At 41.9% G+C, this 14,913-nt stretch carries 16 protein-coding genes; all 16 read right to left on the reverse strand.

Going from position 1 to position 14,913, the window contains the following annotated elements; all coding sequences use genetic code 11:
- Positions 1-236 precede the first annotated feature (236 nt).
- Positions 237-1,754, reverse strand: a complete 1,518-nt coding sequence (locus HMPREF0849_RS03850; protein ID WP_001103719.1) for a hypothetical protein — start codon at positions 1,752-1,754, stop codon at positions 237-239.
- A gap of 35 nt (positions 1,755-1,789) precedes the next feature.
- The gene (locus HMPREF0849_RS10535; RefSeq protein ID WP_000933188.1) at positions 1,790-1,933 is read right to left on the reverse strand and encodes a hypothetical protein; all 144 of its coding nucleotides are present in this window, start codon (positions 1,931-1,933) and stop codon (positions 1,790-1,792) included.
- A 75-nt stretch (positions 1,934-2,008) separates the two neighbouring features.
- Entirely contained in the window at positions 2,009-3,541 is a 1,533-nt protein-coding gene (gene cls / locus HMPREF0849_RS03855; RefSeq protein ID WP_000213229.1) for a cardiolipin synthase, read from the reverse strand.
- Positions 3,542-3,676: 135 nt separating this feature from the next.
- Positions 3,677-4,621: a 3-oxoacyl-[acyl-carrier-protein] synthase III C-terminal domain-containing protein gene (locus HMPREF0849_RS03860; protein ID WP_000141192.1), complete on the reverse strand. Its 945-nt coding sequence runs from the start codon at positions 4,619-4,621 to the stop codon at positions 3,677-3,679.
- Positions 4,622-4,635: 14 nt separating this feature from the next.
- Positions 4,636-5,898, reverse strand: a complete 1,263-nt coding sequence (locus HMPREF0849_RS03865) for a F390 synthetase-related protein (protein ID WP_000724370.1) — start codon at positions 5,896-5,898, stop codon at positions 4,636-4,638.
- A complete protein-coding gene (locus HMPREF0849_RS03870) occupies positions 5,876-6,691 on the reverse strand; it encodes an MBL fold metallo-hydrolase (protein ID WP_000034631.1) in 816 nt (271 codons plus the stop codon). Before HMPREF0849_RS03870 ends, HMPREF0849_RS03865 begins: the two co-directional genes overlap by 23 nt.
- Complete coding sequence (locus HMPREF0849_RS03875) at positions 6,666-7,646, reverse strand: NAD-dependent epimerase/dehydratase family protein (RefSeq protein WP_000757306.1); 981 nt, start codon at positions 7,644-7,646, stop codon at positions 6,666-6,668. Before HMPREF0849_RS03875 ends, HMPREF0849_RS03870 begins: the two co-directional genes overlap by 26 nt.
- Before the next feature lie 3 nt (positions 7,647-7,649).
- Positions 7,650-8,918 carry a glycosyltransferase gene (locus tag HMPREF0849_RS03880; RefSeq protein WP_009013576.1) on the reverse strand — a complete coding sequence of 423 codons (1,269 nt, stop codon included), beginning with the start codon at positions 8,916-8,918 and terminating at the stop codon, positions 7,650-7,652.
- A gap of 278 nt (positions 8,919-9,196) precedes the next feature.
- Positions 9,197-9,652, reverse strand: coding sequence for an SP_0198 family lipoprotein (locus tag HMPREF0849_RS03885; RefSeq protein ID WP_000853131.1), 456 nt, complete (start codon positions 9,650-9,652; stop codon positions 9,197-9,199).
- 90 nt (positions 9,653-9,742) lie between these two features.
- Positions 9,743-10,993, reverse strand: a complete 1,251-nt coding sequence (locus tag HMPREF0849_RS03890; RefSeq protein WP_000464293.1) for a bifunctional folylpolyglutamate synthase/dihydrofolate synthase — start codon at positions 10,991-10,993, stop codon at positions 9,743-9,745.
- Between the two features lie 257 nt (positions 10,994-11,250).
- Positions 11,251-11,556, reverse strand: coding sequence for a DUF1292 domain-containing protein (locus tag HMPREF0849_RS03895; RefSeq protein WP_000017624.1), 306 nt, complete (start codon positions 11,554-11,556; stop codon positions 11,251-11,253).
- A 15-nt stretch (positions 11,557-11,571) separates the two neighbouring features.
- On the reverse strand, positions 11,572-11,991 hold the full coding sequence (gene ruvX, locus HMPREF0849_RS03900; RefSeq protein ID WP_009013577.1) for a Holliday junction resolvase RuvX: 420 nt from the start codon (positions 11,989-11,991) through the stop codon (positions 11,572-11,574).
- A 3-nt stretch (positions 11,992-11,994) separates the two neighbouring features.
- Positions 11,995-12,261 carry an IreB family regulatory phosphoprotein gene (locus HMPREF0849_RS03905; RefSeq protein ID WP_000507059.1) on the reverse strand — a complete coding sequence of 89 codons (267 nt, stop codon included), beginning with the start codon at positions 12,259-12,261 and terminating at the stop codon, positions 11,995-11,997.
- 86 nt (positions 12,262-12,347) lie between these two features.
- Positions 12,348-12,917, reverse strand: a complete 570-nt coding sequence (locus HMPREF0849_RS03910) for an SP0191 family lipoprotein (protein WP_000734687.1) — start codon at positions 12,915-12,917, stop codon at positions 12,348-12,350.
- A gap of 66 nt (positions 12,918-12,983) precedes the next feature.
- Positions 12,984-13,382: a transcriptional regulator Spx gene (spx, locus tag HMPREF0849_RS03915; RefSeq protein ID WP_000591165.1), complete on the reverse strand. Its 399-nt coding sequence runs from the start codon at positions 13,380-13,382 to the stop codon at positions 12,984-12,986.
- A 134-nt stretch (positions 13,383-13,516) separates the two neighbouring features.
- Positions 13,517-14,913, reverse strand: a 1,397-nt coding sequence (locus HMPREF0849_RS03920) for an HAD-IC family P-type ATPase (RefSeq protein WP_033605365.1), incomplete at its 5' end; no start/stop codon positions are given.

Consider the following 14,913-nt stretch of genomic DNA (forward strand, 5'->3'; position numbering starts at 1 on the left):
TGGAGAGCCTTGTCAATCTTGTCTACATCAAACACCACACGTCTACCATCTCGTTTTTCAACGAACAAGGTGGGAACGGTTGCAAGCTTTTCTTCTAATACAATCATATCCATGCTCTTTTCTAAAATATTGTTGAATTGTTTATATTCAGTATTATACCACTCTAAAAATAAAAATCAATATCTTGTGTTAAAAATCCTAAAATTTTTAAAATTCCACAAGATATTGATTTTTTGTTATTTTGATTTATAAAGTTTGAACTCGCTAGTATCTGTCTGAACAAGCTCATAGTTTTCACTGAGCCAGCTCTCTACATCTGACCACAAGGCAACTTTTTGATTGACCACAATCATCTTCGGTTGATTCTCTTTCAGGTCATTCATCAGTTTGGTTTTATTTTCATCGCTTGCAGTATAGAGTGTTGGAGTTGATAGAGAAGTCGGCGCCAAGCGTTCACTTACACGGTAGAAATCAGGACGATCATCCCAAGCATAGACACGATCCTCAGAACTCGTTTGTTGTTTGACCACGCTAGCAAGACGTTCTCTCTCCTGATAAGTCGTTGGGTGAGAAAGGTAACGACTCACAATAGGAAGAACAATGAGATAGGCAAGGGCAATCAGTGGTAGATAGAAATTTCCTTTAAAGAAAGAAGTTTGTTTCTCACGTCTTCTTCTACGACGACTCCCTCCATCTGAAACATCTTCCTTGATTCCTGTCAGAAGGAGCAAGACCAAGAAAGGAATTAGCACCACAAGACGAGTACCGTTGATAGGTTCTTTGGAGAGAATCAAGATTCCCAAAGAAACCAACAATCCCAAGCTAGCAGCAATTGAGAGGGCATATTGCTTGGCTGGTTTTGACTGGAACAAGCCTGTAAAGAGCAAACCAAGGGAACCTAACCCAATAGCAAGCAAGCCATAGAAGGCTGCATTTTCAAGCAAATGCGAGTTCGAAAAGAGGCTAAGAGTATTTACCGGATATAAGGTCTGGCTAATGGCATCCCCAAAACTACCTGTCCACACTGTATAGTAGCCTAAAGGATAGAATAAGAGTGAAAATCCTAGGGCTGACGCAAAAAACTGATATAGACCATGAACAAAGTGACCTTTGCCTAGATTAAAGCCGATAATTCCCAAGGCCAGTACAGCCGCAAACAAGGCGGTTTGGATTGGCGCAAGGAAGAAAGCAAGTGCAAGGCTCATCCCCACTCGTACAAATCCTTTGTCGTCCTTTGGAAAAGCGAGATAATTTGTAACGATACTCAATGAATAAAATAGGAAAGGCAGGGCTAGCAAGAGAGCATAGCCACCACCAAAAGCGAGGCCCGCTACAAGCAAGTATAAAATAAAGACAACTCGCTCCGCTTCCTTTTCTTGGCCGACAAGAGTATCCGCAGCTTTGAAAAGAAAAACACCTGCTCCAAACAAGGCAAACCACTCAACCAAAGCAATCAAAACACTGCCTTGAAAAAGATAGTTTAGCACATAATAGAGCAATCCCTCCGTCCCAAAGTAATCTGTATACATTTGACCATTTTGATGCAAGGCCCAACCGGTATAAAGATCTTGAGTTTGTTGCGGACTGACTAAACCAAAAATAATAGGCAGGGCTACCGAAATGGCTGTAGTCACCAAACTCCAAAGTAAAATACTAAAAAAGGGAATGGGAGCTCCTTCTCGTTTTTCTGGCACTGACCAGTCTTGGTAATGAGATTCTTCTTGTTTCTCATCTATTTTCCCGTATACGTTCATTCAATTTCTCCTCTAAGTTTATCTGTTTTAGTATATCAAAATCTTACAGGAATGTCAGCTTGGGATTGATATTTGCTGAATTTCTTATCCAATAGCGCAAAACGTTCGATTTCACGAAAACGGTGGAAGCGACTATTACTATACTCTCTGACAAAATCATCTTCTTCTAGATTAAGCATGGTTTTCTCCTTTACTTATCTATTCGTAAGAAGACAAAAATAAGATCCAGCCTTGGGCTAGATCTTAGTGGATAGTTAGAGCATAGGCGCAAACAACTGGACAATTTCCTTAATCAGGCTTTGATACCAGCTGGTTTTGATTGTGTGGGGATAGATTTCCTGAGAAACCTTAAAAATTTCTTCGAAGTCTCTTTCAATATCGATGATGGACTGCGTTCTATAAAGCAAGACGGCATTTTCATAGTGGTGAAGCAAACTCCGATAGTCAAAATTGATGGTCCCCACAGTAGCTGCCTCTCCATCGACAAGCATTTGCTTGCTATGAAGGAATCCCGGACTGTACTCATAAATACGAACCCCTGCAGATAACAAGTCTGGATAAGCTCCTCGAGTAACTAACTGAATAACCTTCTTATCTGGGATACACGGTGTTACAATTCTCACATCTACCCCTCTCAGAGCTGCATTTTTGATACTTTCGGTGAGATCATAGTCAGCAATTAGATAGGGAGTCGTGATGTAGACGTAATCTGTAGCTTGATTGATAAGATTTTGGTAGACCGTTTTTCCAACTTGAGCTCTGTAGATGGGTTTTGGCCCACTACTATAAGGAATACAGAGACCCATCCCATCTTTTGGTTGATTTTCGAGATGGTATTGGTCAAAGTCACTAATCTCTCCACGGTTGATATACCAGGCAGATAAAAAGAGTCTAGTAAAAGCCTTAACCGCCGATCCATCCAGACGAATACCGCTATCCTTCCAATAACCAAAGCGTTCGATATGATTGATATACTCATCGGCCAGATTGACACCACCTGTATAGGCAATCTGCCCATCAATAATCATGATTTTACGGTGATCACGGTTATTATAGGCAACGGTCAAGCGTGGAATCACCTTGTTAAATTTATGGGCTTCAATCCCTCGGCTACGAAGCTGGATGGTATAATCCCCAGGCAAGGTTGCCATACATCCAATATCGTCGTAGAGGAGCTTAACTTCTACTCCTTGAGCAGCCTTTTCTTCCAAAATCTCTAAAATGCTGTTCCACATCAAGCCTTCTTCGATGATATAGTACTCAAGAAAGATAAATTTCTCCGCTTTCTTGAGATCCTCTAGCATCTGGTGCCACATACTTTCACCAGAGGCAAAAAATTGTGTATCCGTTCGATCATAGACATCAGCATTCGTATCCATGCTGAGGAGAGATTTGATAACTCCGTAAGCTGACTTGTCCTGCTCTTTTAACTCCAAACGGAGAGCTCTGCTATTGTCCTCTCTGTCAACCATTGATTGGAGCTGCTTTAGCTGCTTCATTTCTTTTTTCGATAAACGGCGTTCCCCAAACATGATATAGAGTAAGGGGCCAAATACTGGCACAAAGGCTACTAACAGCCATGTCACCTTACTCTCAGGATTCATAGACCGATTGACAATCGATACGATGGTCGCTAAGCTCACTAAAATGACTAGGATAATCCAGATAATCGGTGCCATCTGCCCTAGATAGAGAAATAAACCAAAGACGATAAACAACTCTGCCAACATGATAGTAATACTAAAACCATATTTGGACATGAGTAGCTGCATTTTTCTAGTTGTCATACATCCCCTTCCTTTTCTAACATTCTCCCTCACCGCTTGATAAACTAATCTTTCTACTAGTATACCTCAGTTCAGGGGTAGATGGCAACCTTTTACCTTTTCTAAAGTTCCAGCCGTTCCGTATTTAGATAATTGTTACAATTTTAGAGCCAACATATTGACCGTCATACCAGCTGCAGTCCCCATAAGGTAGATGACATCTCCCTCCTTGACCAGCCCATGATCTAAAGAATAAGCCAATCCAAACGGTACAGAGACTGACACCATATTTCCATAGTCAGTGACGAGATTGAGGTACTGATCCTCGGCCACACCTAGTTTTTCCATGACCAGAGGAAGAGCACGACTTGCTTGGTGAGGAATGATATAGTCCACGTCTGCCAAGGCTAGCCGTGTTTTTTCTTGAAACTCTTCAAACATGACTGGGATCTTGCGAGCAGACAAGAGGAGGATTTTCTTCCCCTTCATGTCAAACATATAGTTGGTCTTCGTCGCTTCAGAGTACTCTTTTGGTTGAAAAGAAGTCAGACCTCCACGAATCTCCGTATCGTGAGCTCCTTCTGACCAAGTACGTTGGAGACTAGCAATGATCCCTTTTTCCTGATGACTTTTTTGGAAAATAAAGGCTGCTGCCCCATCACTAAAGAGTTCAAAACTTTCTTTTTGCTTGAGATTGAGCCCTAAACTACCAACCTCACTAGACACAATCAAGACACGATTGTATTCGCCCGCCTCAATCAAGTGGGACATAGTCGATAGAGCAGAAATAAAGCTGGTACAGGTCGTATTGATGTCCATTGCTGGAATTGAGAGTCCTTTTGCCACGCGCTCATGAATCAAGGCAGCCGTACAAGGAATAGGCTGAACACCAACTGCACTAGCTGATACAAGGCAATCGATATCTTTAATATCCAAATTTGCATGTTCAAGTGCACGGTGGATAGCTCCTTCTGCCAAGTCGAGTTGCGTTTCTTCATTTTCAACTACACGATAACGGGTCTGGTCTTTAAATTGAACTGTATGCTTTGGAAGGCAAATGCCATAACCTGCGATTTCTACATGTCTTTTTACTTCTGTCATTGTCTTTCTTCCTTTCATAAACGTTGGATACGTTTGAGTTTACGGCTAGTATCCCAGTGATAATCTGAAAATTGGATTTGAGGAACTGTGAACTCTTTTTGCTGGGCCAAGAGTTGGAACTGTACTAAAATTGCTGTCTCTACGTCCTCATCTCGTCGGCTTAAACAAACCTCCACTAATTTCTCAGAATGTTGCTTAACTTGATAATCTCCTACATTCTCCACAAAGAGGATGCAACGTCTGATAAAGTCTGGATAGATCGTTACCTGTCCCCCATTCTGCCCTTCAAAGTAGAAGATATCATCAGAACGTCCTTCGACCTTGTCAATCCGTGTATAGTAGGAGCCACAGGGACAAGGCTCCGGATTTTCAACCAAGATATCATTGAGCTGGTAGCGATAAACAGGCTGACTACTTCGCTTAAAGTCCGTAATCACTGGATAAAAACGGCGGTCATCTAGATACTGCTTTTCCACAAAGATAATATCTTCGTTGAGATGCAGATTGCCAGTTGAGCAAGTGCAGGCTAGGAAACCTTCTGTCGCCTGATAAACTTGGTCAATGATGGATAGTGAAAAGGCTTCTGCGATTCGTCCCCTATCACTATCTTCCAAGATTTCCGCCACCGAAACGATTTTTTGTGGGTGAATAGCTAACTCTCCATCCTTGAGACGCTTACTCAATTCAATCAACATCGAGGCTGGCGCCACAATAATCGTTGGTTGATAGTTGTTGAGTCGCTCGATATGCTCATCTGTATGTTTGAAAATATCAAAATACTCTAGACGAATGAGCGCCGTATTGATGGTCTGATAGAGTTCATTATCAGCTCTCAGGAAAAAGGCGATGCGGTGTCCAAAAAGCTGCCCCTTGGGCAACATCTTTGCCAAGATAGCCGCAGCCCACATACTTCGCTCTTTCTCTGTTGTGATAAAGAGCCCCCGATGTCCAGACGTCCCTGAAGACAGACCGACGGCTACTTCCCCTTTAAGTTCAGTGAAGTCACGGGTCTTCTCACTTTCAATAGCTAAGGATAAGGCTTCATCACGATCCACTCCTTGGGTGTTGAGCTCATTGAAATGTTCCATCATAAAAGCCTTGTCCATATGGTCAAAGTTGCTAGGAACCCCATTTTTAAAGTAGGGCGACTCTCGCTTTAAAAAGTCCATATAGTTAGCTAATTGCTTTTTCTGATAGTTTACTACAGCTTCTCGAGATTTGAAATGATGAAGCCATCGAGTTTGGATAAAGGTTTTAAGAAAGGTTATTTTTTTCATGTAAGATTGACTCTATCCTTTCTACAGGATCATGGCTAACAACTACCTCAATACCGGCCTTTAAGACTTCCTCCAGAAACTCTGTCCCCCTGATATAGTCGGCCTTATTATCCTGGACCAAGGAAGGAATCAGGTGCATCTGCTTGGTGTAAGGTAAGAGGTCAATTCCCCAACAGAGGTCCGCTGCAATGAGGAGATTAAGGTCTGGAAAATATAGACAGGCTTGCCCCCTAGCATGCCCGTCAACAGAAGAAACTAGGATACTGCCATCTCCAAAAAGATCACAAATCGGACGATAGGGAAAAGTTGAAACTTGCTGGTCAGCTCTGATAATAGTTAGATTTTTCTCAAAAGAAGCTGGTAAAAACTCCTTGAAAATCAAGTCTTTCAACTTGGGTTTTTGGTAGACTTCATATACTTCTTTTGTCAAGATAAAGGTTGCATGAGGAAAGAAACTAGCTCCTCCCAGATGATCTGGATGTAGGTGCGACAGAATAACATAGTTAATTTCTTCTGGTTTGATTCCCTTCGCTTCCAGCAAACGTGAAATCTGGTCCTTCTCCGTCATTTGAACGGGCGTTCCTAGCCGATAGAAACCATAGCGAAGCCGGGTCTTAATATCGTAATGATAGCCTGTGTCATAGAGGAGATAGCCCTTGTCCCTGTGTTTGATAAGAAAAACACCTGCTGGAAAGGTCATCTTTTGATTCTTGACTCCCTTAAATAGCAAACCTGTGTAGCTGGTACAGTAGCCTGCTGGGAAATAATCAATGCTTTCGATAATCTTGGACATATTGTTCAATCCCTTCCGAAATACTGATTTGAGGGCGATAACCCAAGTCTCGCTCCGCCTTGCTGATGTCCAACGTCTGACTATAACGGAGCAGATAATAGGTATAGCGTGTCAGAGGCGGTTCACCTTTGAGTTTTAATACCTTATACAGAAACTCTAAACTACTGGCAATAACTGAAAGAAGAGGAGCTGGCACTTTTCTGTATGTTATTGGATAGCCCAACCCTCTCAAGGTTTCTTCTATCAAATCCTTAAAGGCTCTTGGTTCCCCATTGGTAATATTATAAACTTCGCCACTAGCTTGAAGGGCCTCTAGTGCCAAGCGAATTGCCAGAGCGACATTTTCCACACAGGTCATATCCATGAGCTGACGACCATCTCCTATCAAGGGAATGCCAATCTTCTGACTGAGTTTGAGAACTCGGGGCAAAATACTGGTATCCCCAATCCCAAAAAGCCCACGAGGTCGTAAAATAATACTCGGAACATCAGGATAATCCTTAAACAGCTTCTCCGAAGCCAGCTTACTACGAATGTAGTTGTTCAAATTATTTTCCTGAGGCGCAGCACTTTCTTTGATAGCTAGCTGATCTCGAGGCGCAGCATAGATGCTAGGCGAGGACACATAAACCAAACGCTGAATACCCGCCTCTCGGCAAGCATCCAGAACATACTTGGTCCCTAAGACATTTGTCTGGTAGAAATCCTCCCAAGGCCCCCAAACGGTAGAAAGAGCACCCGCATGCACAACCATGTCCATCCCCTGACAAGCTCGAACCAAGTCCTCTTGCTTGGTCAAATCTCCCTGAAAAAATGCCACAGAGGAGTTCTCTAAAGACTGACCCACCTTGCGATTGCGTCCAAAAGCGCGTACCTGATAGCCCTGCTGACTGAGCTCTTCAACAACATACTTGCCTAGAAAGCCCGTAGCACCTGTTACCAATACTTTCTTCATTTTTTACTTCTCCTTGTCCCCTAAGAGCCAATGTATTTCGCTCTTCAGAATCTCTGTTGGCTGATAGATTTGAGCTGCACGACTAAGTTTGTTCAAGTCTGCCCAGTCATCTCTAGCCAACAACTCATCAAAGGCACGTCCAATCGCTTCCGTATCCTCTCGTTTAGCAGTCAAGGCAATCCCTGCCTCTAATCCACGAACTGCATAGTCATACTGATCATAGTCATGGGGGAGAATCAAGGCAGGCTTACCATAGATGATACACTGGTAAAAAATACCTGCACCACCATGATGAATCACATAATCCATCTGAGGAATGTACTCCTTATAGGGAAGATAGGATACCACAGAAACATTGTCCATGAGCTCTTCACATTGGAAGTCTTGTCCGCCAAACCCCAGAGTCACAAAGAAGTGGCAATCTGGATGTGCTTCTGCCAATTGTTGTGTCTGATAGAGGAGATTGTCTTTAGCCCATGCTAGCTGAGTGCCACAGGAGACAAGGACCTTCTTATAACCTGCATAAGGAGACAAATCGAGGGGATAATTTTCTGCCCTCTCAATCGAAGAGCCAAAAGGTCCCACCCAAAGGTAGTGATCTGGAAAACCACTTTTCAGCTCCAACTCTTTCATCCCAATTCCCAAGATGGAATAGGGTGAATAGATGGTTTCCTGACCTTTCTGATTGTAGAGCTTAAAATCGTAACGTTTCAATCGTTCTCTCAATAAAAAGCTTACGATTCGTTTCCCTAAACGAGTCCCTTTTCTTCCTAGCCATTGCAGACCAGATTGGAAAGATGTTTTTGGATTGCCCATTCCTCCAAAGAAACAAGGCGGTCCATCTGTCGTTTCAATGGCAAACTGTGTCGCCATCGTGGTAATCCAGGGAATACTCAACTGTTCCGCAACAAGTCCTCCAGAGAGGGTTATAAAGTCCGCAATCACAATATCCGGTCTATTTTCCTGCCACTCTTGCACTAATTGATCTGAAACCACATTGATCAAATCAAGACTAGCTGACAACTGTCGATAAGCAGAAAACAGGTTTAATTGACCTTCATTGTTGGCTGCACGCTCAAACTCATCTACACAATTCTCTAAAATGGGAATCACCCGGAATCCCATCTCCTCTGCTACAGTTTTTCGTTGCGGCCCTGTAAATAATCGAATCTCATACAAGGGATCCTTCAACAAGGGTGCAAGTAAATTCAGTGTTGGGAAGAGATGCCCACTCAAAGGAACTACAACCACATCAATTTTGATTTTTCTCATATGTCTAGGATAGCAAATTTTTAAAAAAAGAACTACCAAAATGATAGTTCTTTCCAACATTATTTATATTTTGAAGAATAAGTTCCTTCCACTCTACTTAGTCTTTAAAAAAGTTCTTTGTAGAGAGCAATGGTTTCTTCTAAAGTTGGCATATAAGAAGTTTTACAAATATTTGTAAGCGTTTTAAGTAAAAAGTTAGTAAAGAACAGCCAACCCTTTTTTCAAGAAAAAAGCTCTAAAAAGATAGCTTTCATCTCATTGGAACTTTTACTGAATCATTATTGCTTAGTTAATACCACTCGGTCAGATGCCTCTCGGTCCATATCGTCGATAATCAATTGATTACCATTAACCGTGTAAATTTTGACATCATCACCGATAATGACACGTTGATTTTCTGGCTCAAAGCTGACTTGCTTGATTTCCTTATCTCCATCTGGCTCGACTTCAGTCCATGTACCAGTTTTACCTGTTACAACAAGAGTGATTTGGTCATTCTCATCTTTTCCAGTATAGGTACCATCGATATTCGTAGGTTGATCTACAGTAGTGTCCTGACTTGAGGATGCCTGTGATTGACTAGCACTTGTCGCAGCGCTAGAAGATGATTCTTGTTGAGTAGATGATTGCTGCGCCGATTGCTGGGTAGGGGCTTGTGCCTTAGGTCCACAAGCTGCTAAAAGACTAAGAATTGCTAGGGAAGCAATAGAAAGTGTGAATGTTTTCGTTTTCATAGCGATTTCCTTTCTTTTGTGCCAATAATTTGCTGGAATCGTTTCCAGATATACCTCCTACCTACAGTATAGCAACATAAACCTATAAGGTCAACTAATCTCATCGCTTTCAACCAAACTCCCTCGGACTTCCGAGATAAAGTAGAGGGATCCCGTCACGAAAAGCAAGTCCTGGTCATTGGCCTTATCTTCAAATTCTCTGATAAAGTCGCCATAAGAAGGAATCAAATCATAACCTACCACATCTTTTTCATCCAGAGAGCCTTGGTAGTCAAAGCCTGTTACCTTAAGTTCCACCTCAGGTAACTGCTTAGATAGATAGCCTAACATCCCCTGATAATCCTTGCGTTTAAGTGCTCCAAAAAGGATATGAACCTGGTAACCTTGCTGGATTTTCCCCTGGATAAACTCTACTAGACGAGTCAAGGCTGGCAGATTGTGAGCCCCATCTAGGTAGATTTGCGGACGAATCCGTTCCAATCGACCTGCCCAGTTTGTCTCCTTCAAAGCCCGTCTGACAAGCACTTCTTCGACCCTTTCACCTCTTGATGCCATAAACAGAAGAAAAGTTTGTAAAGCCAAGGCGGCATTTTCTTGCTGATAAACACCTTCCAAACTAATTTCAAGTTGTGAAAAATTCGCTAGGCTGCTTGAAAAATCCCCAGCATTCAAGGAGAAGTCTAGCCCAGCTTGATAGAGATCCACACCTAACTCTCTTGCTGTATTTTGACAGACAAGTTTAGCTTCTGGAGCGAGCTTAGCAATGACCGCCTTCTTGCCAGCCTTGAAAATACCAGCTTTCTGCTCAGCTATTTCCTCCAGACTATCGCCCAAGGTCTCCTGATGATCTAGCCCAATGGAAGTAATAACTGCAATCTCTCCTGTTACGACATTAGTGGTATCAAGCAAACCACCAATCCCCACTTCTAGCAGAACTAGATCCACTCCCTGCTCTTTAAAGTAAAGCAAGGCAATCAAGGTCAACAACTCAAAGAAAGACAATTGATCATATGTTTCTAAGAGAGTTTTCTCCATCTCTTTGACTTGGTTAGCTATACGGACAAAGTCTTCCTCTGCGATCGGCTGTCCATTAATACAGATTCGATCATGGATACTGATGATATGAGGAGAGGTAAAAGTACCAACTTTTTTACCATGAGCAACAAACAACTCCCTCATGAAGGCAATAGTTGACCCCTTTCCGTTAGTCCCTGTTACGTGGATAATAGGATAAGTCCTCTCTGGATTCCCCAGCAAATCCACAGCTCGCTGCATTCGTCCAAGACCAGATCTAAAGTTTAAACCAATCCGACTATGAAGCCATTCGTCTACTTCAAACATACATGTCTCCTTAACAAAAGTCCAATCAACTACCGCATCAAAGTATGATTACAAATAAAAAGCGAGGTCGGGACTAAAATCCCGACCTCTTACCTGGTTAGCTAATCACTAGCTACTATGAATTTCAACGTGAGCTAAAAACGTCCACCGGACTTACTTACGGTCTTTATTTTTAGCGTAAGGGTAAAAATGTTCACTGAACAAACCAGTTCTCTCTTATTTTAAGGAACTGGGCTAAAAACATCCACTGGATGTTTTTACTCCTCCATAAAGCTGTTGAAGACTTCTTCAATCATGTTCCATTCGTCTTCTGAGTCTTCTGGGATTGGTTGCAATTCGCCTTCTGTTCCGTCTTCATTTTCGATGAATGAGTAAGCTTGGATTTCAACTTCACCATTTTCATCTTCTTCTGCATTAACTGGCACTAGCAGAACATAGTTTTTACCAAATTCTTCTTTCCCATCGATGGTCAAAAGAATTTCAAACAAGGTTTCATTTCCTTGCTCATCTACTAGTGTAATCAATTCACGTTCTTCGTGGTCATGGTTGTGATCGTGTGACATAGTTTCTCCTCTGTCTTAAAATTTTCTATCTAAATAATTTTGCAAAATCAGCTGAGCAGCCAACTTATCAATAACTTTCTTGCGTTTGTTACGACTGATATCTGCTTGTTCAATCAACATACGCTCCGCAGCGACCGTTGTCAAACGCTCATCCTGATAGTCTACTGGCAAACCAAAGAGTTCTTCTAATTTTGCTCCGTAGGCTTGACTGGCTTCTACTCGCGGACCGCTGGTATTGTTCATATTCTTTGGCAAACCTACTACAAAGCGTTCTACCTTATAGCTGTCAACCAATTCCTTGATACGGTCAAAACCAAACTGGCCCTGATCCTCATTAATATGGATGATTTCAAGTCCCTGAGCGGTGAATCCTAGAGGATCGCTAATCGCCACCCCTACTGTTTTTGAACCGACGTCCAATCCCATAATTCTCATAGATTATAGATCGACTCCTTGTCCTTTAAGGTAGTAGCGTACCAGTTCTTCAACAATTTCATCACGCTCATACTTACGGATTTGATTTCGTGCATTGTTGTAACGAGGAACGTAGGCAGGGTCACCACTCAGTACATAACCGACGATCTGGTTAATCGGATTGTAGCCCTTGTCGTTCAAAGAAGCATAGACGTCTGTCAACGTTTCGCTAATTTCTTTCTTATTGGAATCATCCAATTTAAACCGTACAGTTTCTTCAGTAAATCCCATTCTAACACCCTCTTTCCTTAGAATAGTACTATTATAGCACATTCCCTGACGTTCTACAAATAAGTCAGTCTATTAATTTGGATTTTCTATTGTTCTGTCGCCCCATTTGCCACTCTATCTGCAATATATTGGCTAGGTTCGTTTTTTAAGAGATTTTCAAGGCCGATATTTTTTAAATATTCCAGCTGAGATGCCTTTTTGACATCCAATACTTGAAAATCATAAGTCGTTGTCGTCTGGATTTCTGTCTCGCTGAGTAGCTTTGTTTCCAGTTTGAATCCTGCTAGTTTGCGTGCCTCTTGGATGGTCTCATCCTTCTCTTCAGCTTCTAGAAGCGCTTTTTGCGTCTCCTCTAGGCCATTTTCAGAGATAAAGGTCTTGAGTTCATCCCCGACAGGTCGTTTTTGCTGGATGGTCAAGGTCAAAAACTGATTACCTTTATAGGTAATGGTTTGAATCTGTTGCGTTCCATTTTCTGACTTCGGCATCAGCAAGGTCTTGGTGACAACCGTATTCTTTTCGGCATTGTCCAAAACGGGAAGGTTGGATTGGAGAGGTTCAGATGCTGTTGTAGAAGCAGCAGGGGTTTCCTTTTTTTGCCCACATCCCGCAAGCAAAAAGAGGAGAGCAAAACTAGCAATTAGTAACTTTTTCATAATTCCTCACATGATTTTAAAACAAAAGAGCAAACAAGGCTAGGAGTCACTCCCAGCCTTGATGTTTTATAGAGCTGCACGTAGACGTGCTTCTGCATTTTCTACATTACGGACAGAGCGTGGCAAGAAGGCACGGATATCATCTTCTTTATAGCCGACTTGTAGGCGCTTCTCATCAACGAGAATCGGACTCTTTAAGATCCGTGGTGTTTCCATGATTAAGTTGAGCACTTCATTGACACTCAAATCCTCGATGTCAACTCCAAGTGCCTTAGCGTAGCGGTTTTTTGACGAAACGATACTGGCAATTCCATTATCTGTTTTCGTGAGAATATCTAATAACTCTTCTCTTGTAATTCCTTCTTTACCGAGATTTTGTTCTTTATAACTTAACTGGTGGGCATTGAGCCAGGTTTTCGCTTTTTTACAGCTAGTACAACTTGAGACTGTATAAATTTTGATCATGTACCTACCCCTTTCGCTACATGTTACTATCAGTTTAGTCTATTATACCATAAAAAACATCCGACTTGCGACCTATTTTTAAAAAAAATTAACTTTTTTCGCGATTTTCGTACTTTTTTCTTGACAAAATCAATTTATAACCAACTTTTAAATTTTTTGATATACAATCGTTTTACAACTGTAACACTTATCATATAGAGAACGATAATCAAAAGCAAAAAGAGGAAATAAATTGGTTCCAAAGGGGTTAAATGAAGCAGGCTAGCAATTGAAGAGTAGGGAAGGAAGGTCACAAAACTAGCTGCTAGCAAGGTTGTTCCAAGAACAAACCATGATGGACGACTTTGTAAGAAAGGAAGTTTTGCTGAACGAAGCATATGGATAACCATGGTTTGGGACCACATGGATTCAATGAACCAACCTGTCTGGAACAAAATGATAAAGCCCGTTGCAGACTCTGCTCCGTGAGCATAAGCTTGACCTGTCGCCATTGGAACAATGACAAAATAGAGCAAGATAAAGGTCAAAATATCAAAGGCAGAAGAAATCGGACCCATCCAAATCATAAAACGAGTAATAGACTTAGCTTCCCACTTATGGGGATGCTTCAAAAAGTCTTCATCTACATTATCAAATGGCAAGGCAATGCAAGAAAGGTCGTAGACGAGGTTTAACACAATCAAGTGAATCGGAGCCATAGGAAGGAAAGGTAAAAAGATACCAGACACTAGCAGAGAGAAAATGTTCCCGAAATTAGAGCTGACCGTCATCTTGATATATTTGGTCATGTTGGCATAGACTTTGCGTCCTTCAACCAGCCCTTTTTCAAGCACCATCAAATCCTTATCTAGCAAAATGACATCAGCCGTTTCTTTGGCAATATCTACTGCTGTATCAACCGAAATCCCCACATCGGCCACTTTCATAGAAGGGGCATCATTGATCCCATCTCCCATATAGCCGACACAATGTCCATTCGATTTGATTTGTAAAATGATTCGTGCTTTTTGATCCGGAGAGAGTTTGGCAAAGACCGTCACTTTCTCAACTGCTTGAGCCAACTCTTCGTCCGTCATGGCATCAATATCAGAACCCAACAAGATTTGATCAACGTCTAAACCAACTTTTTCGCAAACTGCTTGGGTTACCTTCTCATTGTCTCCCGTCAAGATCTTTGTTTGAACACCGTGTTCTAACAAAGCTTGGATAGCAGGTGCTGCTGATGGTTTTGGTGGATCTAGAAAGGCAAGATATCCTGTTAGAATCATCTCTTTTTCATCTTCAACGGAGTAAGCAAAACCTTCTTTTAGGCCTGTTTTATAGGCGACTCCCAAGACTCGCAAGCCTTGTTGATTAAGTTGATCTACTTCTTTTAAGATTTCCACTCGGATATCATCCGTCAGAGGGCTAATCTGACCTTGATATTCCACATGGGTTGAAATCGCAAGCATTTCCTCTAGAGCACCCTTGGTTACCAAACTAACAACTTCGTTCTCATCCTTGACGATGACACTCATCCGTCTGCGTTCAA

The organism is Streptococcus sp. C300, assembly GCF_000187645.1.
Lineage (GTDB): Bacteria > Bacillota > Bacilli > Lactobacillales > Streptococcaceae > Streptococcus > Streptococcus oralis_CQ.